Annotated in this window: 25 protein-coding genes; 3 read left to right on the forward strand and 22 right to left on the reverse strand. The window is 69.6% G+C overall.

Annotated elements, in window-relative coordinates:
- Positions 1-25 precede the first annotated feature (25 nt).
- The 19 genes from E3T49_RS03780 to cyoE form a co-directional block, all read right to left on the reverse strand.
- Positions 26-1,480 (reverse strand): RsmB/NOP family class I SAM-dependent RNA methyltransferase, encoded by a 1,455-nt coding sequence (locus tag E3T49_RS03780; protein ID WP_134423571.1) that lies wholly within the window; start codon positions 1,478-1,480, stop codon positions 26-28.
- The gene (fmt, locus tag E3T49_RS03785) at positions 1,477-2,394 is read right to left on the reverse strand and encodes a methionyl-tRNA formyltransferase (RefSeq protein ID WP_134423572.1); all 918 of its coding nucleotides are present in this window, start codon (positions 2,392-2,394) and stop codon (positions 1,477-1,479) included. Before fmt ends, E3T49_RS03780 begins: the two co-directional genes overlap by 4 nt.
- Positions 2,395-4,482 carry a primosomal protein N' family DNA-binding protein gene (locus E3T49_RS03790; protein ID WP_134423573.1) on the reverse strand — a complete coding sequence of 696 codons (2,088 nt, stop codon included), beginning with the start codon at positions 4,480-4,482 and terminating at the stop codon, positions 2,395-2,397.
- A 53-nt stretch (positions 4,483-4,535) separates the two neighbouring features.
- Positions 4,536-5,729 (reverse strand): methionine adenosyltransferase, encoded by a 1,194-nt coding sequence (gene metK, locus E3T49_RS03795; RefSeq protein WP_134423574.1) that lies wholly within the window; start codon positions 5,727-5,729, stop codon positions 4,536-4,538.
- Positions 5,730-5,898: 169 nt separating this feature from the next.
- The gene (coaBC, locus tag E3T49_RS03800; RefSeq protein WP_134423575.1) at positions 5,899-7,125 is read right to left on the reverse strand and encodes a bifunctional phosphopantothenoylcysteine decarboxylase/phosphopantothenate--cysteine ligase CoaBC; all 1,227 of its coding nucleotides are present in this window, start codon (positions 7,123-7,125) and stop codon (positions 5,899-5,901) included.
- 21 nt (positions 7,126-7,146) lie between these two features.
- Positions 7,147-7,404 carry a DNA-directed RNA polymerase subunit omega gene (gene rpoZ / locus E3T49_RS03805; RefSeq protein ID WP_134363655.1) on the reverse strand — a complete coding sequence of 86 codons (258 nt, stop codon included), beginning with the start codon at positions 7,402-7,404 and terminating at the stop codon, positions 7,147-7,149.
- 61 nt (positions 7,405-7,465) lie between these two features.
- Positions 7,466-8,386, reverse strand: coding sequence for a guanylate kinase (gmk, locus tag E3T49_RS03810; RefSeq protein ID WP_134423576.1), 921 nt, complete (start codon positions 8,384-8,386; stop codon positions 7,466-7,468).
- A complete protein-coding gene (gene pyrF / locus E3T49_RS03815) occupies positions 8,379-9,302 on the reverse strand; it encodes an orotidine-5'-phosphate decarboxylase (protein WP_134423578.1) in 924 nt (307 codons plus the stop codon). Before pyrF ends, gmk begins: the two co-directional genes overlap by 8 nt.
- The gene (gene carB / locus E3T49_RS03820; RefSeq protein ID WP_134423580.1) at positions 9,299-12,586 is read right to left on the reverse strand and encodes a carbamoyl-phosphate synthase large subunit; all 3,288 of its coding nucleotides are present in this window, start codon (positions 12,584-12,586) and stop codon (positions 9,299-9,301) included. Before carB ends, pyrF begins: the two co-directional genes overlap by 4 nt.
- The gene (gene carA / locus E3T49_RS03825) at positions 12,586-13,779 is read right to left on the reverse strand and encodes a glutamine-hydrolyzing carbamoyl-phosphate synthase small subunit (RefSeq protein WP_174722371.1); all 1,194 of its coding nucleotides are present in this window, start codon (positions 13,777-13,779) and stop codon (positions 12,586-12,588) included. The genes carB and carA overlap by 1 nt, the downstream gene beginning before the upstream one ends.
- A complete protein-coding gene (locus tag E3T49_RS03830; RefSeq protein WP_134423582.1) occupies positions 13,763-14,296 on the reverse strand; it encodes a PH-like domain-containing protein in 534 nt (177 codons plus the stop codon). Before E3T49_RS03830 ends, carA begins: the two co-directional genes overlap by 17 nt.
- Complete coding sequence (locus tag E3T49_RS03835) at positions 14,289-15,638, reverse strand: dihydroorotase (RefSeq protein WP_134423584.1); 1,350 nt, start codon at positions 15,636-15,638, stop codon at positions 14,289-14,291. The genes E3T49_RS03830 and E3T49_RS03835 overlap by 8 nt, the downstream gene beginning before the upstream one ends.
- Positions 15,639-16,589, reverse strand: a complete 951-nt coding sequence (locus tag E3T49_RS03840; protein WP_134423586.1) for an aspartate carbamoyltransferase catalytic subunit — start codon at positions 16,587-16,589, stop codon at positions 15,639-15,641.
- A complete protein-coding gene (gene pyrR, locus E3T49_RS03845) occupies positions 16,586-17,140 on the reverse strand; it encodes a bifunctional pyr operon transcriptional regulator/uracil phosphoribosyltransferase PyrR (RefSeq protein WP_134423589.1) in 555 nt (184 codons plus the stop codon). The genes E3T49_RS03840 and pyrR overlap by 4 nt, the downstream gene beginning before the upstream one ends.
- A gap of 93 nt (positions 17,141-17,233) precedes the next feature.
- Positions 17,234-18,229 carry a DUF4190 domain-containing protein gene (locus tag E3T49_RS03850; RefSeq protein WP_134423591.1) on the reverse strand — a complete coding sequence of 332 codons (996 nt, stop codon included), beginning with the start codon at positions 18,227-18,229 and terminating at the stop codon, positions 17,234-17,236.
- Between the two features lie 22 nt (positions 18,230-18,251).
- Positions 18,252-18,671, reverse strand: coding sequence for a transcription antitermination factor NusB (gene nusB / locus E3T49_RS03855; protein ID WP_134423593.1), 420 nt, complete (start codon positions 18,669-18,671; stop codon positions 18,252-18,254).
- Positions 18,671-19,231, reverse strand: a complete 561-nt coding sequence (gene efp / locus E3T49_RS03860) for an elongation factor P (RefSeq protein WP_104100509.1) — start codon at positions 19,229-19,231, stop codon at positions 18,671-18,673. The genes nusB and efp overlap by 1 nt, the downstream gene beginning before the upstream one ends.
- A gap of 112 nt (positions 19,232-19,343) precedes the next feature.
- A complete protein-coding gene (locus E3T49_RS03865) occupies positions 19,344-19,793 on the reverse strand; it encodes a type II 3-dehydroquinate dehydratase (protein WP_134423595.1) in 450 nt (149 codons plus the stop codon).
- Positions 19,794-19,840: 47 nt separating this feature from the next.
- Positions 19,841-20,791, reverse strand: a complete 951-nt coding sequence (gene cyoE, locus E3T49_RS03870) for a heme o synthase (protein WP_166785456.1) — start codon at positions 20,789-20,791, stop codon at positions 19,841-19,843.
- 152 nt (positions 20,792-20,943) lie between these two features.
- Here cyoE and E3T49_RS03875 point away from each other — a divergent pair, with 152 nt between their 5' ends.
- The 3 genes from E3T49_RS03875 to E3T49_RS03885 all read left to right on the forward strand — a co-directional run bounded on the left by E3T49_RS03875 (position 20,944) and on the right by E3T49_RS03885 (position 23,152).
- On the forward strand, positions 20,944-21,117 hold the full coding sequence (locus E3T49_RS03875) for a YegP family protein (RefSeq protein WP_134423599.1): 174 nt from the start codon (positions 20,944-20,946) through the stop codon (positions 21,115-21,117).
- A 67-nt stretch (positions 21,118-21,184) separates the two neighbouring features.
- The gene (gene lepB / locus E3T49_RS03880; protein WP_134423601.1) at positions 21,185-21,880 is read left to right on the forward strand and encodes a signal peptidase I; all 696 of its coding nucleotides are present in this window, start codon (positions 21,185-21,187) and stop codon (positions 21,878-21,880) included.
- A 105-nt stretch (positions 21,881-21,985) separates the two neighbouring features.
- Positions 21,986-23,152 (forward strand): AI-2E family transporter, encoded by a 1,167-nt coding sequence (locus E3T49_RS03885; RefSeq protein WP_166785457.1) that lies wholly within the window; start codon positions 21,986-21,988, stop codon positions 23,150-23,152.
- A gap of 44 nt (positions 23,153-23,196) precedes the next feature.
- Here the strand turns inward: E3T49_RS03885 and E3T49_RS03890 are convergent, their stop codons facing one another.
- The 3 genes from E3T49_RS03890 to E3T49_RS16095 all read right to left on the reverse strand — a co-directional run bounded on the left by E3T49_RS03890 (position 23,197) and on the right by E3T49_RS16095 (position 24,151).
- The gene (locus E3T49_RS03890) at positions 23,197-23,670 is read right to left on the reverse strand and encodes a SixA phosphatase family protein (RefSeq protein WP_134423605.1); all 474 of its coding nucleotides are present in this window, start codon (positions 23,668-23,670) and stop codon (positions 23,197-23,199) included.
- Positions 23,671-23,747: 77 nt separating this feature from the next.
- Positions 23,748-23,951, reverse strand: coding sequence for a hypothetical protein (locus tag E3T49_RS03895; RefSeq protein WP_134423607.1), 204 nt, complete (start codon positions 23,949-23,951; stop codon positions 23,748-23,750).
- 50 nt (positions 23,952-24,001) lie between these two features.
- Positions 24,002-24,151: a hypothetical protein gene (locus E3T49_RS16095; RefSeq protein ID WP_166785458.1), complete on the reverse strand. Its 150-nt coding sequence runs from the start codon at positions 24,149-24,151 to the stop codon at positions 24,002-24,004.
- Positions 24,152-24,233: the final 82 nt, after the last annotated feature.

The following is a 24,233-nucleotide window of genomic DNA, read 5'->3' on the forward strand; positions in this document are numbered from 1 at the left end:
ACCCTACTGCGGGCAGGCGCGGCGGCTACTCCGTGCGCTCGAGCAGGGTGATGAACATGGCGTCGGTGCCGTGCCGGTGCGGCCACAGCTGCACACTGCCGACGGCGTCGGCCAGATCGAGCGGCGAGCTGCTCAGGCTCTGCAGAACGGATGCCGTGTCGAGGGTCTGCACGCGCCCCGCCCATTTCTTCAGAGCGGACGCGACGATCCCCCGGGTCTCCGCCACGTGCGGCGAGCAGGTGACGTAGGCAAGCACGCCGCCCGGTTTGAGCGCGCCGAGGGCGGCGTCGATCAGGCCGGACTGGAGGTCCGACAGCTCGGCGACGTCCCGGGGCTGCTTGCGCCACCGGGCCTCCGGGCGCCGCCGCAGCGCGCCGAGCCCGGTGCAGGGGGCATCGAGCAGGATCCGGTCGAATTGCTCCGGGTGCTCGGCACCGAACCGGGTGCCGTCCTCCTCCCAGACAGGTACCGCGGCCGGTACCGCGGCCAGGGCCTTCCGCACGAGGGCGGCCCGGGCCGGGACGATTTCGTTGGCGACGAGGCTGGCCCCGCCGGCCAGCGCCTCGGAGGCGAGCAGGGCTGCCTTGCCGCCGGGGCCGGCGCAGAGGTCGAGCCAGCGCTCCCCCGGCGTCACCGGGCGCGCCCGGCTGAGCGCGAGGGCCGCCAGCTGGGAGCCCTCGTCCTGCACCCGCAGCCGGCCGCCGCTGTCCTGCATCAGGTGCACGGGGTCCCCGCCGGCCAGCACGAAGCCGGTGGGTGAGAAGTCGTTGGCGACACCGAGCCCGTCAGTGTCTTGCGTGTTGCTCAGTCCGGGCAGGATCACCATGTTCACCTTGGGGGCGGCGTTGTCGGCAGCCAGCAGATCATCGAGCTCGGCCTCACGGCCTTCGAGCCGCAGCGATTGCCGGAACGCCCGCACCACCCACACCGGATGCGAGTGCTCGGCGGCGAGGCGGTCGTCGTCGTTCACCGCCTCGCTGAGCACGCGGTCGCGCCACTCGTCGGCGCTGGAACGGGAAATGGTGCGCAGCACCCCGTTGGTGAAGCCGGTGGCGGCGCGGGAGCCCACCTGGCGGGCCAGTTCGACGGACTCGTTCACGGCCGCGTGGGTGGCGACCCGGGTGGCGAGCAGCTGGTGCGCGCCGAGCCGCAGCACGTCCAGGATGGCCGGGTCGATGGCGGTGACCGGCCGGCCGGCCGCGTCGGCGATCACCCGGTCGTAGAAGCCCTGCATGCGCAGGGTGCCGTAGGTCAGCTCGGTGGCCAGCGCGGCATCCGCGGTACTGAGCGCCGCCCGCTTGATCCGGGTGGGCAGCAGCAGGTTCGCATAGGCGTCGGATTCCCGCACTGCTGCGATGACCTCGTAGGCCACCCGCCGGGCCGGCTGCACGACATCAGCCTGCGGGCGCGCACGCTCCGAGGTGCGGCCGCTCTCGGAGCGAGCGCCGTTCTTCCGGCCCTGTACGCGGTCGTCGCTCATGAGGCGACCACCTCCGCCGCCGCTACTCCGCGCCACCAGTCGATTGCCGTCATCTGTGTCTTTCCGGCCGGTTGCACGGTGACGAGCTCGAGCGGCTCGGTCCCCGTTCCAACCAGCACTTTCTTGTCGATTTCGCGGATCAGGCCGGCCGGCTGGGCCTCGAAACCCTGGGTCAGGGCAACGGCCTGGAGCTTGAGGCGGGCGTCGCCGATCACCGTGAACGCACCGGGTTCGGGGGTGACCCCGCGCACCCGGTTGCGCACCACCCCGGCCGGTTCGGTCCAGTCGATGCGGGCATCCGCCAGGGTCAGCTTGGGGGCCAGTGTGATCGGGCCGGACTGCGGGACAGCCGACAGACCGCCCGCCTCGAGGGCGTCGATCACCTGCAGCAGCAGGCGCGCGCCGCTGCCGCTGAGGTCCTGGAGAAGGCTGCCGGCCGTGTCGTCGGAGTCGATGGTCTGCGCGGACTGGGCGAACACCGCACCGGCGTCGAGTTCCGGCACCAGCTGGAACACGGCGGCCCCGGTCTGCAGGTCGCCGGCGATCAGCGCATGCTGCACGGGGGCGGCGCCGCGCCAGCGCGGCAGCAGGGAGAAGTGCAGGTTGATCCAGCCGAGCCGGGGCACCGAGAGGAGCGGCTCGCGCACGAGCCCGCCGTAGGCGACGATGACGCCGAGGTCGGGCTGCAGCGCGGCGATCTGGGCTGTCACATCCGCGTCGAGACGGTTGGTCTTGATCAGAGGCAGCCCGCGGTCCGCGGCCGCGCGGGCGAGCGGCGACGGGGTCAGCAGTCGTTTGCGGCCCAGCGGGGCATCCGCCCGGCTGATCACGGCCGCGAGGTCGTGGTGGGACTGGGCCAGGGCGACCAGGCTGGGCACGGCCGCCTGGGGCGTGCCGGCGAAGACGAGTTTCATTTAGAGCAGCTCCGGGTCGTCGAATCGTACTTTGAGTGTAGGCGCGGGGCGGAAGGACGCCCCCTTCGGGCGTCGGCGGCGGGCGGCGTTCCGCACGATCGCGGCCTTGAGCGCGCGGGCGACCTCGTCGCCGCTGGCATAGGGCAACCGCACGATCGCGCGCACGAGGGGATCCTCCGTGCCGACCGGACCGAGCACGTCGACACCGTCCATCCCGGCGAGGTCCGCCAGGGCGGCCGCGACATCGGCGTCGGTTCCGGTGACGGATGCCGCCCGCACCGCAGGGGGGAACTTGAGCTGGCGGCGATCGGCCAGCTCGGCTGCGGCGAGCATTTCGGGTTGCCACGAGTTGAGCGCGCGGGCGACGAGCCCGCCCACACCGACCAGCACCACGGCGGCGCCCGGCGCAGCGAGGGCAGCCGCGTTGCACCACCAGCGCAGGCAGTCCTCCCCCACCCGGAGGGACTCCCGGGCGAGCATCCGTTCGCCGTCGAGCAGCAGGATGGCCCGGTACCCGCCCGTGGGAATGGGCTCGGCCCCCCGGGTGGCGATCACCAGGGCCGGAGCGTCGCCCAGGTGCTGCAGCGGGTGGTCGCCGTCGGCGATGATGATGCGCGCGCCGGGGAATGCCCGGCCGAGTTCTTCGGCGGTGCGCCCGGTGCCGAGGGTGACCACCCGGAGGGCGCGCCCCTCGCAGTGCGTGCAACTCCAGTTCGCGGCCAGGGCCCCGCACCAGCGGCACGACGGGGTCGAGTTCTTGGACGCCAGGGCGAGCGGACCCTGGCAGGTGGTGCAGCGGGCTGCCTTCTTGCAGCTCTGGCAGGCGAGCATCGGCGCGTATCCCGGGCTGGCGACCTGCACCAGGACGGGGCCGTGGCCGAGCGCCTCCTTGGCGGCCCGCCACGCGGCCGTCGGGATGCGCGCGGCGCGGGCCTGCTGGTCGGGCTCGGACTGGAAATCGGTGGGGATCACCCGCGGATGCCGGCTCTTCGCGGGATGCACCGCCGTGAGCCAACCCAGTTCGACCAGCCGCTGAACCTCGACCGTTCGCGAGTGGCCGAGGAAGACCAGGGCACAGCCCGATTGGCCCTGGCGCACCAGCGCCGCGTCGCGGGAGTGCACGTAGGGGCTGAGCGGTTCACCCTGCAGCGGGTCGCCGTCGTCGAAGAGCGCGATCAGACCCAGGTTCGCCGCCGGCGCGTACACGGCCGAACGGTTGCCGAGAATGATCCGCGGCTCGGGGCCGAGCGCCGCCAGGAAGGCCCGGTAGCGGTCCGGGTTCGGCTGGCGCGCATCGACGCGGCTGACCGAGCCGGCCGGGGCGAGCAGGTCGAGGGCGGCCTGCAGCTGGTCCTGGTCGCGGTAGTCGGGCACGACCAGGATGGCGCTCTGCCCGGCGGCCAGGCCGGCCACCGCGAGTTCGGCCAGGGTCAGCGCCCAGTGCCCGATCGTCTGCCCGTCGGGCAGCAGCTGCAGTGCGGGCACCGCTGCGACGCAGAGCCGAGCGTGAGTCTCGACGGCCGTGTCCAGGGTGCCGGCCGGGTAGTCGGCCAGGGCCCGCGCCGCCCGCGCCCCCGGCGTCGCCGGGTCGGCAGGGCCGGTGGGTGCCAGGGATGCCACGGCTGACCCGGCCGGCGTCCCGTCGGCCGGCCCGTCGGCATCCGTGGCCCGCGCCGCCAGCCAGGCCTTCTCCACCCGCACCTGGCGTGGGGGCACGGCGAGACGGATGACGTCGCTCGCGTTCCCGGAGGCCCGGTCGGCCACCCGGCGGGCAAGCTCCCAGACCTCGGGCGTGAGCACCTGGGCGGCGGAGACCACACTCTCGATCGGGCTGAGCGCGCCTCGGAAGTCGCTGCCCGCGTCGAGGCCGGGCAGCGCCTCCGGGTCTGCGGCCGGTGCGGACGGCTCAAGGACCTCGATCAGGTACCCGTCGGCCACCCGGCCGGCCGAGCGCAGCGGAACCCGCACCCGTACTCCGGGCAGGGCGATGGCAGAAAGCTCGGCGGGGATGCTGTAATCGAACAGGTGGTCCAGCTGCGGCAGCGGCGAGTCGATCAGCACCCGGGCCACGGGGCCTGGGCGGGTCATCGACGGCGCGCCTGCCGGGTCACAGCGTGTGCCGGGTCACAGCGTGTGCCGGTTCATAGTCCGGCAGCGCTTCTCAACTCGTCGACGCGATCGAGGCGTTCCCAGGTGAAGTCGGGGAGCTCGCGGCCGAAGTGGCCGTAGGCGGCGGTCTGGGCGTAGATCGGGCGCAGGAGGTCGAGCGAGTGGATGATGGCGGCCGGGCGCAGGTCGAAGACCTCTCGGATCGCCGCGGTGATGTCCCGGTCGGCCATCACCCCGGTGCCGAAGGTCTCCACGTACAGCCCGACCGGCGACGCCTTGCCGATCGCGTAGGCAACCTGGATCTCGAGGCGCTCGGCGAGTCCGGCGGCCACGGCGTTCTTGGCCACCCAGCGCATGGCGTACGCGGCCGAGCGGTCGACTTTGGACGGGTCCTTACCGCTGAATGCGCCGCCGCCGTGGCGGCTGGACCCGCCGTAGGTGTCGATGATGATCTTGCGGCCGGTGAGGCCGGCGTCGCCCTGGGGCCCGCCGATCTCGAACCGCCCGGTGGGGTTGATCAGCATGTTCAGCCCCGACGCGTCCAGGTCGATGCGGTCGAGCACCGGGCGGATGACGAGCTCTTCGACCTCCGCACGCAGCTGCTCGTTGGACACCTTCGGCGAATGCTGGGTGGACAGCACGACGGTCTCCACCGTGCGCGGCGTGATGCCGTCGTAGCCGATGGTGACCTGGGTCTTGCCGTCGGGCCGGAGGTAGTCGAGCTCGCCGGACTTGCGCACCTCGGCGAGGCGTTCGGCGAGGCGGTGAGCGATCCAGATCGGGATCGGCATGAGCTCGGGGGTCTCCCGGGTGGCATAGCCGAACATGATGCCCTGGTCGCCGGCACCCTGGCGGTCGAAGTCCTCGACGCTGGACTCCTCGCGGCGCTCGAAGGCGTTGTCGACGCCCTGCGCGATGTCGGGCGACTGGCCGCCGATAGAGATCTCCACGCCGCAGGACCGCCCGTCGAACCAGACGTCGGAGGAGTCGTAGCCGATGTCCGTGATGCACTTGCGCACGATCGACGGGATCTCCACGTAGGCCTCGGTGGTGACCTCGCCCGCGACGTGCACGAGGCCGGTCGTGACGAGGGTCTCGACGGCGACCCGGCTGTGCGGGTCTTCCGTCAGGAGGGCGTCGAGGATGCTGTCGGAGATCTGGTCGCAGATCTTGTCGGGGTGACCCTCGGTTACCGATTCCGAAGTGAAGAGGCGAAGATCGCGCATCTGGCCCGTCTCTGTTGGTGAACAACGTGTTGAAGAAATGAACGTGCAAAAGAATGGGACCGGCCTCAGAACGCAACCGGACGGCCGCGTGACCTCGACGGTCCAGGGCGTAAGCGCAGAGAACCGGACACCGGTGATCGGCAAACCGGCACCGGATGTCCGGGGCGGCTCAGACGATCAGGTCAAGGATGCGCTCCGCCACCGACAATTTGCTCCCGGAGGCCTCACACACTATATCTCCGCGGCGATCCAGCACCGTGATCTCGTTACGGTCCGAGGCAAACCCCTCGGTCCAGCCCACCCGGTTGAGCACCAGGAAGTCGCAGCCCTTGCGGGCCATTTTTGTGCGTCCGAGCGCAAGCAGCCGGTCCGCATCCGGTTCCGTCTCTGCGGCGAAGCCGATCAGCAGCCGGCCCGGCCGCCCTGCTGCGGCGAGCCCGGCGAGGATATCGGGGTTGCGGGTCAGCTCAAGCAGGAGGGAGTCTCCGGTGTCGTCCTTTTTGATCTTGTCGGCGCGCACCGCTGCCGGCCGATAGTCCGCGACCGCTGCCGCCATGATCACGACGTCAGCGTGCGCGGCGGCATCCGTGACCGCCGCGTCGAGTTCCAGCGCGGTGCCCACACGCCGCACGTCGGCCGACGCGGGAGCGGGAACCTCCAGGTTCGCGGCGATCAGGGTCACCCAGGCCCCCCGGGCCAGCGCGGCCTGGGCCAGGGCCACACCCTGCTTTCCACTGGACCGGTTGCCGAGAAAGCGCACGGGGTCGAGGGGTTCACGGGTGCCGCCCGCCGTGATCACGACGTGCTTGCCGGCCAGATCCCGGCGCGGATCGCCACGGCGCCCCGCCGTTCGATCAGCCGCGTCGAGGGCGGCGAGAGCGGCGACGACGATGCTGTCGGGCTCTTCCATCCGGCCTGCCCCCGTGTCGGAGCCGGTCAGCTGGCCGACGCCCGGACCCACGACGATGACGCCGCGGGAGCGCAGGGTGGCCACATTGGCCACCGTGGCCGCGTTGTTCCACATCTCCGTGTGCATGGCCGGAGCGATCACGAGCGGGGCGGTGCTGGCCAGGATGGTGTTGCCGAGCAGGTCGTCGGCAAGGCCGGCCGCAAGCTTCGCGATGGTGTTCGCCGTGGCCGGGGCCACCACGATGAGGTCGGCGGATTGGCCGATGGCCACGTGCCGCACCTCGGCGACGCCCTCGTAGAGGTCCGTGTGCACGGGGTTGCGGGAGATGGCCTCCAGGGTGGGCTTGCCCACGAAGCGCAGGGCGGCGGCCGTGGCCACGACGTGCACGGTGTCGCCGCGCAGCACGAAAGCGCGCACGACGTTGACGGCCTTATAGGCGGCGATGCCGCCGGTTATCCCGACGACGATCGTACGACCTGACGACATCCTGCGCGCTTGGTGGGAGCGTTACTCGACGATGGGGCGGGAAACGAGCTTGTCCTCGTTGATCTCGCGCAGCGCGACGGACAGCGGCTTGTCGTCGACGGTCGAGTCGACGAGCGGGCCGACGTTGTCGAACAGGCTGCCCTCGTGGAGGTCGGCGTAGTAGTCGTTGATCTGACGGGCGCGCTTGGAGGCGAAGACCACGAGGGCGTACTTGGAGTCGACCTTGGTCAGCAGGTCGTCGATGGGCGGGTCGATGATGCCAGTGAGCTTGGTAGCCATTGGTGTCACTCCTTCAGAGCGGTTTGTGCTGCGGAACGCGCAGAATCACGGAAAACGGGCGCTACGGCAGCAACGGCGCCGTACGCAGATTCATCAAGTCTACGACCTCGCGCGCGGCTTCGCCCACGTCGTGGTTCACGACCCGGTGATCGAACTCCCCCTGAGCCGCCAATTCGAGTTTGGCGGTCTCGAGTCGCCGGGCCTGTTCGGCGGGTGTCTCGGTGCCCCGTCCGATCAGGCGGCGCACCAGTTCGTCCCAGCTCGGCGGGAGCAGGAAGACCAGTCTCGCCTCCGGCATGGCCCGGCGCACGGCCCGGGCACCCTGGATGTCGATCTCGAGAAGCACACTGTGGCCCTGGGCCAGCGCCTCCGCGACCGGACCCCGCGGCGTGCCGTAGCGGGAGGCGTTGTGCACGGTCGCCCATTCGAGCAGTTCTTCGGTCTCGACCATCCGGTCGAACTCGGCGTCGTCGACGAAGAAGTAGCTCACGCCTTCGGTCTCCCCCGGGCGAGGCGCACGCGTCGTGGCCGACACGGACAGGTGCACGTCGGGGTAATGCTGACGGATGTACGCGGCGACGGTCCCCTTGCCGACCGCGGTCGGCCCGGCGAGCACGACGAGCTTCGCGGAGGAATCCCTGCGCCGGGACATGGTGCGCTCGGTGAGAAAATCTCGCAGCCGATCGCGCTGGTGCTTGCCCAGACCCCCCAGACGCTTCGAGGGCGAAATCTCGAGCTTGTCCATGATGCGGTGCATCTTGGTGACGCCGATCGCCGGAATGCTGATCAGGAACTCGGTCACGCGCAGGCGCCCTTCGACGCCTTCCGGACTCTCGGTCGCCGCGGAAAGCACCTCGAGTGCCGTGCGTTTTCCATGGGCGATCTGGCCTTTGACAGCGGCGCGGGCGCGGCGGGCCGCCACGGCGGCGCGCGAGGCGGCAACCCGATCGACGTCGGGCGGGGTAGGGCGATTCTCAGCCACGGGCAGCTCCTGCTTCAACTACTCGGCGCGCAATCGCCTGTCTGATTCGGTCGGGGCCGGCCGATAAAACGCTGCGCGATTCACTCACGATAACGCCTTGAGCGTACCCCCCGTACAAGTTCCTCAGATCGGAGACCTGCGCGCCCTGGTGGCCGAAGCCGGGGGCGAGTATGGGGGTGAGCCCCCGGGCGGGCGCCTCGGCGAGGTCGATGCCGAACGTGGCCAGGTCGAGCGTGGCGCCGAGGACGACACCGAACGAGCCGATCGAGCCGGTCGAGCCGACTCCGTTCCGTGCATTCCGTGCGCTGACGGCGTCGAAGACCGCCCCGGCGACGGTGTGACCGGCCTGGGTGCCCTCGGCGACTACGGCGCGCTGGAACGCCGCCGCTTCGGGGTTGGACGTGGCGGCCAACAGGAAGAGACCCTTCCCGGTCTGACCGGCCAGGGCGAACACCGGTTCGAGCGATCCGACGCCCATGTAGGCGTTCACGGTCATGGCGTCGACCTCGAGGGCCGAACCCGGACTCAGCCAGGCCTGCCCGTAGGCCTCCGCGCTGGTGCCGAGGTCGCCGCGCTTGACGTCGGCGATCGAGAGCAGTCCGGCCGCACGCGCATCCGTGAGCACCCGTTCGAGGGCCACGTACCCCGCGGACCCGAAACGCTCGTAGAAGGCCACCTGGGGCTTCACCAGGCCGACCTGACCGGCGGCCGCGGCCACAACCTGACGCCCGAAGGATTCGGCGCCCGCGGCGGTGTCGGGCAGACCCCAGTCGCGAAGGAGCCAGGCGTGCGGGTCGATGCCCACGCATACCGGCCCCCGCAGGTCGAAGGCACGGCCGAGCCGGTCGCCGAAGGACGGTGTTTCGAGCGGGTCGACCGGACTGGTCGACCCGCTCGGTTCGGGTGCGTGGGTCACAGCGCCGCGGTGCGGGTGAGCGCGTATTCCTGCAGCGATGTCACCTCGAAGCCGCCACGGATGGCGTCGATCGAAGCCACCGCGGCGCTCAGTTCGGCAATGGTCGTGAACAGCGGGAGGTCAGCGGCCACCGCGGCCGCGCGAATCTCATAGCCGTCGGCCCGGGCGGTGCGCCCGCCCGGCGTGTTGATCACGATCTGCACCTCTTCGCGGCGGATCAGCTCGACGATCGAGACGTCGGCCTCGTCGGCCTTCTCACTGAACTTGGTCACAATGCCGGCGCGGATGCCGTTCCGCTGCAACACCTCGGCGGTCCCCTCCGTGGCGGTGATCGTGTAGCCCAGCTGCTGGAGTCGCAGCATCGGCAGGATGATCGCGCGCTTGTCCCGGTCCGAGACGGACACGAAGACGGTGCCGGTGAGCGGGATTCCGCCGTAGGCGGCGAGCTGGCTCTTGGCGAAGGCACGGGGGAAGTCACGGTCGATGCCCATGACCTCGCCCGTCGAGCGCATCTCCGGGCCGAGCACGGAATCCACGACGAGGCCCTCAGGTGTCCGGAACCGGTTGAACGGCAGTACGGCTTCCTTCACGGCGACCGGGGCGTCCATCGGCACCCGCGAGCCGTCGATCAGGGGCAGCTTGCCCTCGGCCTTGAGCTCGGCGATGGTCTTGCCGACCATGATCAGCGCGGCGGCCTTGGCCAGGGTGATGCCGAGCGCCTTGGCCACGAACGGCACCGTGCGCGAGGCGCGCGGGTTCGCTTCGAGCACGTAGAGCACGCCCGCGCCGATGGCGAACTGCACGTTGAGCAGTCCACGCACACCGATGCCGCGGGCGATGCCGAGCGTCGCCTCCCGGACCCGGTCGATCTCCGCACGGCCGAGAGTCACCGGCGGCAGCGTGCAACTCGAGTCGCCGGAGTGGATCCCGGCTTCCTCGATGTGCTCCATCACGCCGCCGATGTAGAGCTCGGTGCCGTCGAAGATGGCATCCACGTCGATCTCGATGGCGTCGTCGAGGAACCGGTCCACCAGCAGCGGATGCGACGGGCCGATGATGCCCTGCCCGGCCATCCGGGTGAAGTAGTCGGCCAGCGACGCGGAGTCGTAGACGATCTCCATGCCGCGGCCGCCGAGTACGTAGCTCGGGCGTACGAGCACGGGGTAGCCGATCTCCTCGGCCACCACGACGGCACCGGCGTAGTCGGTGGCGACGCCGTTGCGGGGTGCGAGCAGGCCCGCCTGGTCGAGAATGCCGGAGAACAGCCCGCGCTCCTCCGCCAGGTCGATGGCCGTCGGGCTGGTCCCCAGGATCGGGATCCCCTCGGCCTCGAGGCCCTTGGCGAGACCCAGCGCGGTCTGGCCGCCGAGCTGCACGACCACGCCGACGAGCTCGCCGCTCTGGCTCTCGGCGTGGATCACCTCGAGCACGTCCTCGAGGGTGAGCGGCTCGAAGTAGAGCCGGTCGGAGGTGTCGTAGTCGGTCGAGACCGTCTCCGGGTTGCAGTTGATCATGATGGTCTCGTAGCCGGCCTCGGAGAGGGCGAACGAGGCGTGCACGCAGGAGTAGTCGAACTCGACGCCCTGGCCGATCCGGTTGGGGCCGGAGCCGAGGATGACGACCTTCTTGCGGTCGCTGGCCACGACCTCGGTCTCCTGGTCGTAGCTGGAGTAGTGGTACGGGGTGAGCGCGGGGAACTCCCCCGCGCACGTGTCGACGGTCTTGAAGACCGGGCGCACGCCGAGGATGTGGCGCACCTTGCGCACATCCGCTTCGCCGAAGCCGCGCAGCTCGCCGATCTGGGCGTCGGAGAAGCCGTGATCCTTGGCGGTGCGGAGGATGTCGGTGTCGAGACGCTCGGCGGCAGCGATTTCAACGGCGATCTCGTTGATCAGGACAATCTGGTCGATGAACCACGGGTCGATCTTGGTGGCTTCGAAGACCTGCTCGATCGAAGCGCCCTTGCGGAGTGCCTGCTGCACCGTGACGATGCGGCCGTCGGTGGGGATCTCGGCGACCGTGAGCAGTTCCTCGACGGACCGGGCTTCGGCACCCCAGTGGAAGGACGATCCGCGCTTCTCAAGCGAGCGGAGCGCCTTCTGCAGCGCGGAGGCGTAGCTGCGGCCGATGGCCATCGCCTCGCCCACGGACTTCATGGTGGTGGTCAGGCGCTGGTCGGCGGCGGGGAACTTCTCGAACGCGAACCGGGGAACCTTGACCACGACGTAGTCGAGGGTGGGCTCGAAGCTGGCCGGGGTGACACCGGTGATGTCGTTCGGGATCTCGTCGAGCCGATAGCCGAGCGCGAGCTTCGCGGCGATCTTGGCGATCGGGAAGCCGGTCGCCTTGCTCGCGAGGGCGGAGGAGCGGGAGACGCGCGGGTTCATCTCGATCACGATGATGCGGCCGTCGGCCGGGTTGATTGCGAACTGGATGTTGCAGCCGCCGGTGTCCACGCCGACGGCGCGGATGATGTCGATGCTGATGTCGCGCAGCTTCTGGTACTCGCGGTCGGTCAGGGTCAGCGCCGGGGCGACCGTGATCGAGTCCCCGGTGTGCACGCCGACCGGGTCGACGTTCTCGATGGAGCAGACGACGACCGTGTTGTCGGCCGTGTCGCGCATCATCTCGAGCTCGTACTCCTTCCAGCCGAGGATGGATTCCTCGAGCAGGACCTCGCTGGTGGGGCTCTGGTGCAGCCCGTCGCCGACGATGCGGCGGAGTTCCGCCTCGGTGTAGGCGAAGCCGGAGCCGAGGCCGCCCATGGTGAAGGAGGGGCGGACCACGAGCGGGTAGCCGAGGTCGCCTGCGAAGCCGACTGCCTCCTCGACCGTGCGGGCGATGAAGGACCGGGCGACGCCGGCGCCCGCATCGAGCACCAGCTGCTTGAAGATCTGGCGGTCCTCGCCCTTCTGGATGGCGTCGAAGGAGGCGCCGATGAGTTCGACGTCGTACTTGACCAGGATTCCGCGCTCGTGCAGCGCGATGGCCGCGTTCAGCGCGGTCTGGCCGCCGAGGGTCGGCAGGATCGCGTCGGGGCGTTCCTTCTTGATGATCGTCTCGAGGATTTCCGGGGTGATCGGCTCGATGTACGTCGCATCGGCGAAGTCGGGGTCGGTCATGATCGTGGCCGGGTTGGAGTTGACCAGGATGACCCGCACGCCCTCGGCCCGCAGCACACGGCAGGCCTGGGTGCCGGAATAGTCGAACTCGCAGGCCTGGCCGATCACGATCGGACCCGATCCGATGACGAGAACGCTGTTGATGTCGTCGCGCTTGGGCATTACTTGGCGTCTCCTGCTCCGGTGGCCGCATTGTGCGCGACCACCACGTCCCTGAACCGATCGAAAAGATACTCGGCGTCGTGCGGGCCGGCCGCCGACTCCGGGTGGTACTGCACCGAGAAGGCGGGCCTGTCGAGGCAGCGGATGCCCTCGACCACCTGGTCGTTGAGGCTGTAGTGGCTCACCTCCACCCGGCCGAAGCCGGTGCGGGACTCATGCACGCCCTCGATGGGCATATCCACGGCGAAGCCGTGGTTCTGCGAGGTGATCTCCACCTTGCCGGTGGTCTTGTCGAGTACGGGCTGGTTGATGCCCCGGTGTCCGAACGGCAACTTGTAGGTGCGGAAACCGAGAGCCCGTCCGAGCAGCTGGTTGCCGAAGCAGATGCCGAAGTAGGGCACTCCCGCCCGCAGAACCTCCTGCAGCAGCGCCACGTGAGCGTCGGAGGCGGCAGGATCGCCGGGACCGTTCGAGAAGAACAGGGCCGAGGGGTTCAGCGAGAGCACGTGCTCGGCCGTCACCGACTGCGGCAGAACCAGCACCTCGAAACCGCGTGCGGCGAGGTGATTCAGGGTGGAGGTCTTGACGCCCAGGTCGAGCACCGCGACGGAGCCGATCCGATCACCCTGCGCGGGCACCGAGAAGGGTTCGACCGTGGACACCTCGTCGGAGAGGTTGCGGCCGCGCATGGCGGCGCCGGAACGCACCAGTTCGAGCTGCTCGCCGTCGGAGAGGGCGAACCGGTCGCCGGAGAAGATGCCGCTCTTCATGGCGCCGGCCGAGCGGATGTGCCGGGTGATCGCACGCGTGTCGATCCCGCTGATCCCGACGATCCCCCCGGATTCGAGGTCAGCGTCGAGGGTGCGGGTGGAGCGGAAGTTGGAGGCGATCCGGGCGGGCTCCCGCACCACGAAGCCGGACACCCAGATCCGCCGGGATTCCATGTCCTCGTCGTTGGCGCCCGTGTTGCCGATGTGCGGCGCTGTCATCAGAACGATCTGACCGGCGTAGGACGGGTCGGTGAGGGTCTCCTGGTAGCCGGTCATGCCGGTGGCGAAGACGATCTCGCCGAGGGTCTGTCCCCGGCTGCCGTAGGCACGGCCTTCGTAGCGGCGGCCGTCTTCCAGCACGAGCACGGCAGGTGTGGGTCGGTCGGGGGTCGTTGCGTCGCTCACGCTACGCCTCGCTTTCATCGGGCGCGGCCGGGCGCAGGGCGTCGGCCGCAATGGTTCGGATGGCGTCGTTCACGCTGACGCGGTCGGATGGGTCGAGAATGCGGAAGTAGCTGTCGACGATCTGGCCGTCGGTGCCGGGCAGTCGCCAGCCGAGCAGGAGCAGGCCGTCGGTCTCGACGACGCGGTCGATCGCGACCGTGGCGTCTTCCAGCACGGCGATGGCCGAGGCGGGGATGAACACCGCCTCCTCGCCGGCCAGGGCGAGGATGACACCGGCGTCGGTCACGGTCAGGCGGGCCCGGGCCCGGAAGCCCAGACCGGGGATGTTCAGACGTTCGAGCGGCCGGGCGCGCAGAGTCGTGGCGACGTAGAGCACCGCGGCGGAGGCCAGCTCCACTGCGGCGTCGAACGGCAGCGGGTAGCCGGCCGGCAGGCCGGCATCCCGGCGGCTGCGACGCCGCCAGCTGCGCAGCATGAGTCCGAGCAGGCCGAGCAGCACGGCGACGGTGATGACGGTGGCAAGGGTCCTAGCCATGGGTGCGCACCCCCTGGGCGGCGATCTCGGCGGCAGGGCGCAGCGCACCGTCGAGCACGGTGGCGTAGCCGCGGTGGAAGGTGGCCTGCACGCGCCCGGGCAGGGTCATCTCCAGGTACGGGGAGTTGGCGCTCTTGCCGGCCAGGCTGCCGCGCCCGAAGACCCGGCTGGCAGCCGGGTCGTACAGTGTGAGCTCGGCCGGTCCGCCGACGAGCAGACCCTGCCCCTGGCCGGCCAGCCGGCCGATCCGGGCGGGCGTGCTGGAAAGGACCCGGGCGATGTCGTTCCAGTCGAGCAGGCCGGTGTCGATGACTGAGGCGTGCACCACGGAGAGGGCCGACTCGAGGCCGACCATGCCGTTCGCCGCGGCGTCCCACTCGCAGTCCTTCGCCTCGATCGGATGCGGGGCATGATCGGTGGCCACGATGTCGATGGTGCCGTCGGCGAGGCCGGCGCGCAGGGCTTCGACGTCTTCCCGGCGGCGCAACGGTGGGTTGACCTTGAACCGGGCGTCGTACCCGACGACGAGGTCCTCGGTCAGCATCAGGTGGTGCGGGGTGGCCTCCGCCGTCACCTGGATGCCGCGGGCCTTGGCCCAGCGGATGACGTCGACCGAGCCGGCCGTGGACACGTGGCACACGTGCAGGCGCGATCCGACATGCTCGGCGAGCAGCACGTCACGGGCGATGATCGATTCCTCGGCGACCGCGGGCCAGCCGACCATCCCAAGTTCGCTGGAGAGGGCGCCCTCGTTCATCTGCGCCTTCTCGGTCAGCCGCGGTTCCTGGGAGTGCTGGGCGACGACGCCGTCGAACGCCTTGACGTACTCGAGGGCCCGGCGCATCAGCAGCGGGTCGGAGACGCAGAAGCCGTCGTCGGAGAAGACCCGCACCCGGGCGCGGCTCGTGGCCATGGCGCCCAGTTCGGCCAGGCGCTCCCCCGCGAGTCCGACGGTGACGGCTCCGATCGGCTGCACGGTGACGTACCCGGCCTGCTCGCCGAGCGCCAGAACCTGGTCGACGACGCCGGCGGTGTCCTGCACGGGCGAGGTGTTGGCCATTGCGAACACGCTGGTGAAGCCGCCCACGGCCGCCGCCTGACTGCCGGACAGGATGGTCTCGCTCTGTTCCCCGCCCGGCTCGCGCAGGTGCGTGTGCAGGTCGACCAGGCCGGGCAGCGCGATCAAGCCGGCCGCGTCGACCACACTCGCACCGGCGCGGGAGAGCCCGGAGCCGATCTCGGCGATGCGGCCGTCGGCGAGGACGAGGTCGGTGCGGGTACCGTCCGGGAGCGTCGCGCCCCGGATCAGGTACGGCGTGCTGGCAGCGTTGTCGCTGGACATCTATGAATCCTCCCGATCGCCGGACAGCAGCAGGTACAGTGCCGCCATCCGCACTGAAACTCCGTTTGCGACCTGTTCGCGCACGGTTGAGCCGGCCGAGTCGGCCGCCGCTGAAGATATTTCCAGGCCGCGATTCATGGGGCCGGGGTGCATCACAATGGTAGTCGGGGCCAAACGGCCGAAGCGCTCATCGTCCAGTCCCCAGCGGCGCGAGTACTCGCGGCTGTTGGGGAAGAACGCGGCGTTCATGCGTTCCTGCTGGATGCGCAGCATCATCACCACGTCCGGCCCGGCGTCGATGGCGGCGTCCAGGTCGAACCCGGCCTCGGCCGGCCAGCCGCTCATGTCCATGGGCAGCAGGGTCGGCGGCGCGATGAACGTCACGTGCGCGCCGAGCGTGGTGAGCAGCCACAGGTTCGAACGGGCCACGCGCGAGTGCAGCACGTCGCCGACGATGGTGACCGTGACCCCGTCCAGGCCCTTGCCGCGCGCCGCGCCCCGGTGCAACCGGCGACGGATGGTGAACGCGTCCAGCAGCGCCTGGGTCGGATGTTCGTGGGTGCCGTCGCCCGCGTTGATGATGCCTGCGTCGATCCAGCCGCTCTCGGCCAGCACGTGCGGCGCGCCAGAGGCCGGGTGGCGGATGACGACACCGTCCGCGCCCATCGCGGCGAGGGTCTGGGCGGTGTCTTTGAGGCTTTCGCCCTTCGACACGCTCGAGCCTTTGGCGCTGAAGTTGATCACGTCCGCGCTGAGCCTCTTGGCGGCGGCCTCGAAGGAGATCCGGGTGCGGGTGGAGTCCTCGAAGAAGAGGTTGACCACGGTCTTGCCGCGCAGGGTGGGCAGCTTCTTCACCTCACGGTTCGCCACATCCGCCATGTCCTCGGCGATGTCGAGCAGCAGGATCGCTTCGTCCCGGCTCATACCCTTGGTGGAGAGGAGGTGCCTCATGACGCGTCCTCCGCTGCCCCGCCGTCGATACTGACGAATTCGTCCCCGTCGACCTCCAGCAGGTGCACGTTGATGCGTTCCTCGGTCGAGCTCGGCAGGTTCTTGCCCACGAAATCGGCCCGGATCGGCAGTTCGCGGTGGCCGCGGTCCACGAGCACGGCCAGTCGCACGATCGTGGGGCGCCCGTGGTCGCCGAGGGCGTCGAGGGCGGAACGGATGGTGCGACCCGAGTAGAGCACGTCGTCGACGAGCACGACCGTGACGCCGTCGATGCTGCCGGGCACCTGCGTGCGCGTCGGCGTGCGGGTGCGCGTCTGGCCGAGGTCATCGCGGTACATCGTGACGTCGAGTGAGCCCACCCGCACATCCGTCGCGGTGGGCTCGATCCGCGCGATGGTCTCGGCGATGCGCCGTGCCAGAACGACGCCGCGGGTGGGGATGCCCAGGATCACGAGGTTCTCAGCACCTCGGTTGGACTCCAGGATCTCGTGGGAGATCCGAGTCAATGCCCGAGTGATATCAGCCTGGTTCAACACGATTCGTGCCATCAACCCGACCTCCTTCCCCGCCTCACCGGACGGCTGTTAAAGGATGTCTTTTTCCGTGGTCCAGCGTAGCACCTGGCCGGGGCTCCCCTGCCGGGCTCAGCCGATGGAGCTGGCCGTGAGGAACGCCAGGAACTCGGCCGGGTCGGTCAGCCCGCCGGAGTAGACGCTGCCGTTGACGAGTGCCGTCGGCGTGCCCTGGATCCGGCTGATCTCCGCATCCGCGATCGGGCCGTTCAGGGCCTGCTCGGTGTTGACCTGGGACCAGGCCTGGTAGTGACCGGAAGCCAGGCAATCGCTGATGTCGACGGGACTGTCGACAAGGCCGGCGAGCTCGGAATCGCTCAGCCCCTCGGTGTTCTCGGCAGGCTGGTTCGCGAACAGGGCAGCCTGGAAGGCAAGCAGGTTGTCCGGGTTGAGGGTGGCCTGGCAGGTCAGCGCGGCGGAGGCCCGGCTCGAGTACTCCGTGCCCTGCGATACGCGGTCGAGGAAAGTGAGCGAGTGCAACCGCAGGGTGATGGAGCCGTCGGCTGCCAGGGCGGCCAGCTGGCTGCCGTTCGTCTCCTCGAACTGCCGGCAGAACGGGCACATCGGGTCGAAGTAGACGTCGACGACCTGCACGCCGGTACCGACCGAGAGGTAGCCGTCGTCGAAGTGGGCCGCGCCGACGGTGCCCGTGGCCAGCGTCCCGGTCGGCTCGTCCGTGCCGGGGTTGTCGGCGCGGGGCTCGCTCGTGGAGGAGATCGGGGGCATGCCGGCAGCGCCGCCGTTCGCGACCGCGATGATGAAGGGGATCACCGTCGCGGCGAAGACGAAGACGATGGCGATCACGACCACCAGCACCTGGGCGCCGATGCCCACGTAGCCGAGCACCAGCCCGCTGATGGCGAGACCGCGACCGGATTCGCCGGTGCGCCGGATCTGACCCAGGGCGATGTGGCCGGTGATCACGGCGGCCAGGGAGACGAAGAAGGCGGACACCAGCGAGATGATCGCCAGCGTGTTCGTCCTCGGCGCGACCGGAGACGGCTGCTGCGCGTAGGCCGGCGGAAACTCATCCGGCGCGCGCATCGGGTCGTTCTCGGTGTTCGTCATGCTGCCCCCCTGGCAGGCCGGATTACGCGGATGGAGCGGTTTGGGCGATGCGCCCGAGGAGGCCGTTCACGAAGCCGGCCGAGTCATCCGTCGACAGGATCTTGGCGGCCTCGACCGCCTCGTCGATGGCGACGGCGTGCGGAACGGCGTCGTTGAAGAGGATCTCCCAGATGCCGATGCGCAGGATGGCGCGGTCGACCACGGGCATGCGTTTGAGCGTCCAGCCCTGCGAATACGTCTCGATCAGTTCGTCGATCTCCTCGCGGTGATCCACGACGCCGTCGATGATGTCTCGGGCGTAGAGCCACGACGCCATCCGGGCCGGCTCGCTCGCGGCGCGCTGCGCCTCGATCGCGAGCGACTCCGGGATGGTGCTCTGCCGCACGTCGGCGGCGTAGAGGATGTCGATCGCGCGCTTGCGCGCCTTGGTCCGAGCACTCACTAGTTGACGCGGCCCAGGTAATCGCCCGTACGGGTGTCGACCTTGACGCGGGTGCCCTGCTCGAGGAACAGCGGCACCTGGATCTGGAAGCCGGTCTCAACGGTGGCCGGCTTGGTTCCGCCGGTCGAGCGGTCGCCCTGCAGGCCCGGCTCGGTGTAGGTGATCTCGAGAACGACGGATGCCGGCAGCTCCACGTAGAGCGGGTTTCCGTTGTGCAGGGCGATCGTCACGTTCTGGTTCTCGAGCATGAAGTTGACCGCGTCGCCCACGACGACGGCCGGCACGTGCAGCTGGTCGAAATCGGACACGTCCATGAAGACGTAGGAGTCGCCGTCCGCGTACAGGTACTGGAAGTCCTGGCGGTCGACGTTCTCGGTCTCGATCTTGGCGCCGGCGTTGAAGGTGCGGTCCACGGTCTTGCCCGTGACGACGTTCTTCAGCTTGGTGCGGACGAAGGCGCCGCCCTTGCCCGGCTTGACGTGCTGGAAGTCGGTGACGGCCCAGAGCTGGCCGTCGATGTTGAGGACGACGCCATTTCGGATATCGGCGGTTGATGCCATGAAAAGATGTTCCGTTCACTTGGTTCAATTAGGAAGGTGCGCGGCCGACACGGCCTCAGACGAGTGTAGTTGCCCCGCAGCCCGCGCACCAAAGACGGGACCGGGCAGCGGATCAGGCCGCCGGCGGCAGGGAACGCGTGATGACGTCGAGGGCCAGCCGGTAGGACTCGAAGCCGAAACCGGCGATCACGCCGGTCGCCACGGCGCTGACCACGCTCGTGTGGCGGAACGTCTCCCGGGCGTGGGGGTTGGACAGGTGCACCTCGACCAGGGTCACGCCGGCCTTGGTCACCAGGGCCGCGGCATCCCGCAGCGCGTAGCTGTAATGCGTGAACGCTGCCGGATTCAAGATGACGGGGATGCGCTCGTCGACGGCCTCGTAGAGCCAGTGGATCAGCTCGGCCTCGTCGTCGGTCTGGCGCAGATCGACCGTGATCCCTTCCGGCGCGGCCTGCATGAGGGTGGCGCGGAGCTGCTCGAGGTCGGCGGACCCGTAGACGTCGGGTTCGCGGCTGCCGAGCCGCCCCAGGTTCGGACCGTTCAGAACGAGGACTGTACTCATCCCCACAGCCTAAGGGAGCGCGCGCGTGACGGTGGTGGGGCCGTCGGTCAGGGCAGGACCGGGCCGACCGAGATCATCAGGCAATAGACCAGGATCATCACCAGCGAATACCGGAACATGCGCCTCGCCCACGCCGCGGGATCGTCGGCGCGGAGTCCCACGATGCCGAGCCAGATCCAGTAGGCGCCGAGCACACCCATCAGGGCGGTGTAGACGTAGCCGACGTAGCCGAACACCGGCAGGAGCAGGGTCGAAACGACAAAGCCGATCGTGTAGACGAGGATCTGCACGGTGGTGTTCGGGATCCCTCGCACCACGGAGATGACGGGAACGCCGGCGCGGGCGTACTCGTCGTGCCGGTAGATGGCGATGGAGTAGAACTCCGGCATCTGCCAGAGGAACACAGCCAGGAAGGCGAGCACGGCCCCCACGTCGATGGCCCCGGTGACGGCGACGTAACCGGCCAGAATGGGAGCGGCGCCCGAGACGCTGCCGACCAGGGTGCCGTGGATCGACAGTCGCTTGGACAGCATCCCGTAGAGCACGACGTAGACCAGGAAACCGCCGAGACCGACGACCACGACGAGCCAGTTGGTCCAGGCCACGAGCATCGCCATTCCGAGTACGAACAGCACAATGGAGAAGATGACCGCGTTGCGCACGCCGATGCGCCCGGTGACCGTGGCCCGCTTCTTGGTGCGTTCCATGACCGTGTCGATGTCGCGGTCGAGCACATTGTTCAGCACGGTGGCCGACGCGATCACGAGGGTGGTGCCGACGCAGAGCGCAATGAACAGGAAGAGGTCGACCTGTCCCCGGGCTGCCAGCAGAAAGCCCGCCGCGGCCGTCAGGGCATTGCCGTACAGCACGCCGGGTTTGGTCAGGGAGTAGTAGCGGGTGACCGTGTCACGCAGGCTGGTACCGTCGGCCCGCCCGGCGAGAGCCCCGTCGGTGCCGTCCACCCGATTGCGAACGAAGAATGGTGCACGCGCAGTCATGCGAAAAGGGTTCCCATCGGGTTGCCGGACGACTTCAATCATAAGCCGGAAAGCCTGTGCGCTCCCCGTGCCTCTATCGGGTGTCCGGCACCGGAGGTAGGGTGTCGCAACCGGTCGTCCGGCCGGGACGAGGCCTAGGACAAGGGTGTGACATGGCCGGCAAATTCGAGGTCTACCGGGATGCGTCCGGAAGCTACCGTTTTCACTTCGCCGCGGACAGCGGCCAGACGATTCCGTCGCCGGAGCGCTACCAAACGGAAGACGAAGCGCTCGAGCGGGTTGAGTCCCTCCGCGCGAACGTCAGCCCGCGTCAACCCTCCAGCTGACCCGCTGTCGGTTGCCACACCCGCCGTCGGACACCGCTGCCCCATCCCGCATCGCATCAGGGGGAAAATGTCAGATTACGAGAGTGTGGGGAACCGTGCTTCGTCCGAGCATCGCGGGGGCCGCCTGCTCCGGGACCTGGTGATCATCGTCGTCGTGGCCGTGTCGATCTCGCTCCTCAGCAGGGCGTACCTGGTGCGGTCGTTCTACATCCCGTCCGGGTCGATGCAGGACACCCTGCAGATCAACGACCGGATCCTCGTCAACGAGCTGGTCCCCGACCTCATCGTGCTCAATCGCGGCGATATCGTGGTGTTCACCGACCCCGGCGGATGGCTGACAGCCGCCGGCGAGGGTGCGGCCGGGCCCGGGAACCCCGTGACCGACGGCGTCCGGTGGGTCTCCGATGTGGCTGGCCTGGGTGCCCAGGACGCCGCAGACCATCTCGTGAAACGCGTCATCGGCTTGCCGGGCGACCGGGTGGCCTGCTGCGACGCCTCGGGTCGCACGACCGTCAACGGCGAACCGATCAGCGAACCGTACCTCAAGCTGCCCGCGGGGGCAACCCGCGCCTCAGAGCATGACTTCTCCGTGACCGTGCCGGCGGAGTCGCTCTGGGTCGAGGGCGACAACCGGTACAACTCGGCGGACAGCCGTCTGCACACCGACACGCCGCACCAGGGCTTCGTGCCCGTGGGCAACGTTGTCGGCCGCGCCTTCGTGGTGAACTGGCCGCTGCGCCGCTGGTCCTGGCTCGACGAGTAACGCCCGGGTTCGTTCTATCCAGGTGCGCTGCACGGGTCTACGTTCGGGGAAACGCGCCGAGGAACGGAGGCTTTCATGCGATGGCACCGACGAAAGCCTCCCGGCGTGGCATCACCGGCATCCGTCGCCGCGGCACCTCCCCCCGAACCCCCACCGTCACGTGACGTCCCCCGAGGTCTCCCCCGGGGCGACGCCATCCTGATCGGTCTGGCCGCCGCCACCGTCGCCGCGTTCGGCCTGGCGTCCATCAGGTCCATTGCAGCCCCCGTGCTGCTGGCCCTCGTTCTGACGATCTGCGTTCATCCGTTGCGTAGCGCCCTGGAACGCCGTGGCGTGCCGCGCGGGCTGGCCACCGGCTCGGTCGCCGCGGCGGTCTTCCTCGTTCTGGCGGCCTTCCTGGCTGCGCTTCTGCTGGCCCTGGCCCAGTTCCCCGCCCTCCTCAGCCAGTACAGTTCCGAGATCGCCCGGATCGGCGCGTCGATCGGTGCCGCGCTGACGGACTTCGGAGTCGGAACCGATGAGGTGCAGACGATCGTGTCCGGTTTCGAACCCTCGCAGATCACCGGTTTCGTGTCGGACGTGCTGGGCAACGTGGCCGGGCTGGCGGGGGCCCTGGTCATCATCGCCACCACGCTGCTCCTGATGGCGATGGACGCCAGCTACCTGTCCACCCTGCTGCGGGAACTCGAACCGGCCCACCGGAATCTGGTCGGTGCGCTGCGAGCGACCGCCTCCCATGTGCGGCGGTACATGGTCACCACGACGCTGCTCGGGGTCGTGCAGGGCGTGCTCAACGGCGTGGCGCTCGTGATCCTGGGCGTTCCCGGCGCGTTCCTCTGGGGAGTGCTCTCATTCCTGGGCAGCTTCATTCCCAATGTCGGCTACCTGGTCGCACTGGTGCCTCCCGTCGTCTTCGGGTTCCTGGCCGGCGGCTGGCAGACGGCGATTTCGGTGATCCTCGTGTACACCCTCGTGAACGCCATCGTGCAGGGCGCGATCCAGTCCCGGCTCGTCAGCAACGCCGTCGCCCTCAGCCAGACCGTCACCTTCGTGTCGGTGTTGGTCTGGACGGCCATCATCGGCCCCATCGGCGCGCTTCTGGCCACCCCGCTCACCCTTCTGGTGCGCATGATCCTGGTCGACTCCGACCCGGCCGCGCGCTGGTTTCGACCGCTGCTCGGTGACGTGGCGGCGACGCGGGCGCTGATGGTGAGGGAGACGGCCCAGCGCAGGGCCGCGCGCCGGGCCGGGCGCGCGGGCGTACAGCCCTGACCCGTCGGTTCAGACGCGGCTCCGCTCCCGTGCGCCGGGGCCGATCAGCGGCCGGATGCCAGGAGTATCCCCTCGGACCGACCGGCGGATGTCCAGGAACCGTCCCAGGCGATCACGGCCAGGGCCGAGGTCGGCAGGGCGACCTCGGTGCCGGTGAGCCGGGCGGCCAGATCTTCGAATCCCGGATTGTGACCCACGAGCACGACCGAGTGTGCCTCGTCGGGCAGTGCGAGCACGACGGCCAGGAGTTGACCGGCCGTCGCAGCGTAGACGCGGTCATCGATCCGGGTCGGCGGCACCTCGGGGAGCTCGGCCGCGACGAGGTCCCAGGTTTCCCGGGCCCGCACGGCCGGCGACACCAGGGCGAGATCGATCCGGTGGATGAGGCCGGCCAGCCGTGCCCCGGCCCGCGGGGCCTGCCGGAGTCCCCGGGCGGCCAGCGGCCGATCGAGGTCGGCCTGCCGGCCCTCCCAATCCGACTTGGCGTGGCGAAGCAGGACCAGGGTGCGCTCAGGCATCCGTCGCCCCGGGTACGCACGGCGAGTTTCGCCGGCCGGTGAGAGTCATCGTCTCAGTCTGCCACCGCGAGGCGCGGTCACACTACGAGTTCGCAGACTCCCGAATCGTGGGCGACGAACATGCCCGTGATGCGCAGCAGCTTGCCGAAGGAGGTGGCGAGTTCTCGTCCCCAGGCCTGGTCGGGAGCGGTCAGGGCGGCCGTTCCCGGGCGTTCGAGGGTGAGGATGACGCTGCCGCCCGGCCCGTGTTCGGCCAGGACCTGGTTGACCGCGGTGGCCATGGCTGCGGCGCCGCCCGGTTCCGGGCGGAGCGGAATGCCACTGACGGGGATCAGCAGGGGGATCTGCCTCCCCGGGCGTCGAGGAGCATGAACCAGAGCTGGTGGCTGATCGCCTGGCCCACCAACTCGGCCACCCGCTCTCGCGCTTGCTCGGTGGTGGTCACGGGAGCGGCGTCCCGGAGTCGGAGTGGGGTTGTCATGCGCACCAGACTGCCCGGACGGGCATCCGTCGCAGCCGCGGTGCACAGGATTGCACCTGGCAGGGATCGGTGGAGGAGAGGA

The organism is Cryobacterium cryoconiti (genome assembly GCF_004403065.1).
Classification (GTDB): domain Bacteria; phylum Actinomycetota; class Actinomycetes; order Actinomycetales; family Microbacteriaceae; genus Cryobacterium; species Cryobacterium cryoconiti.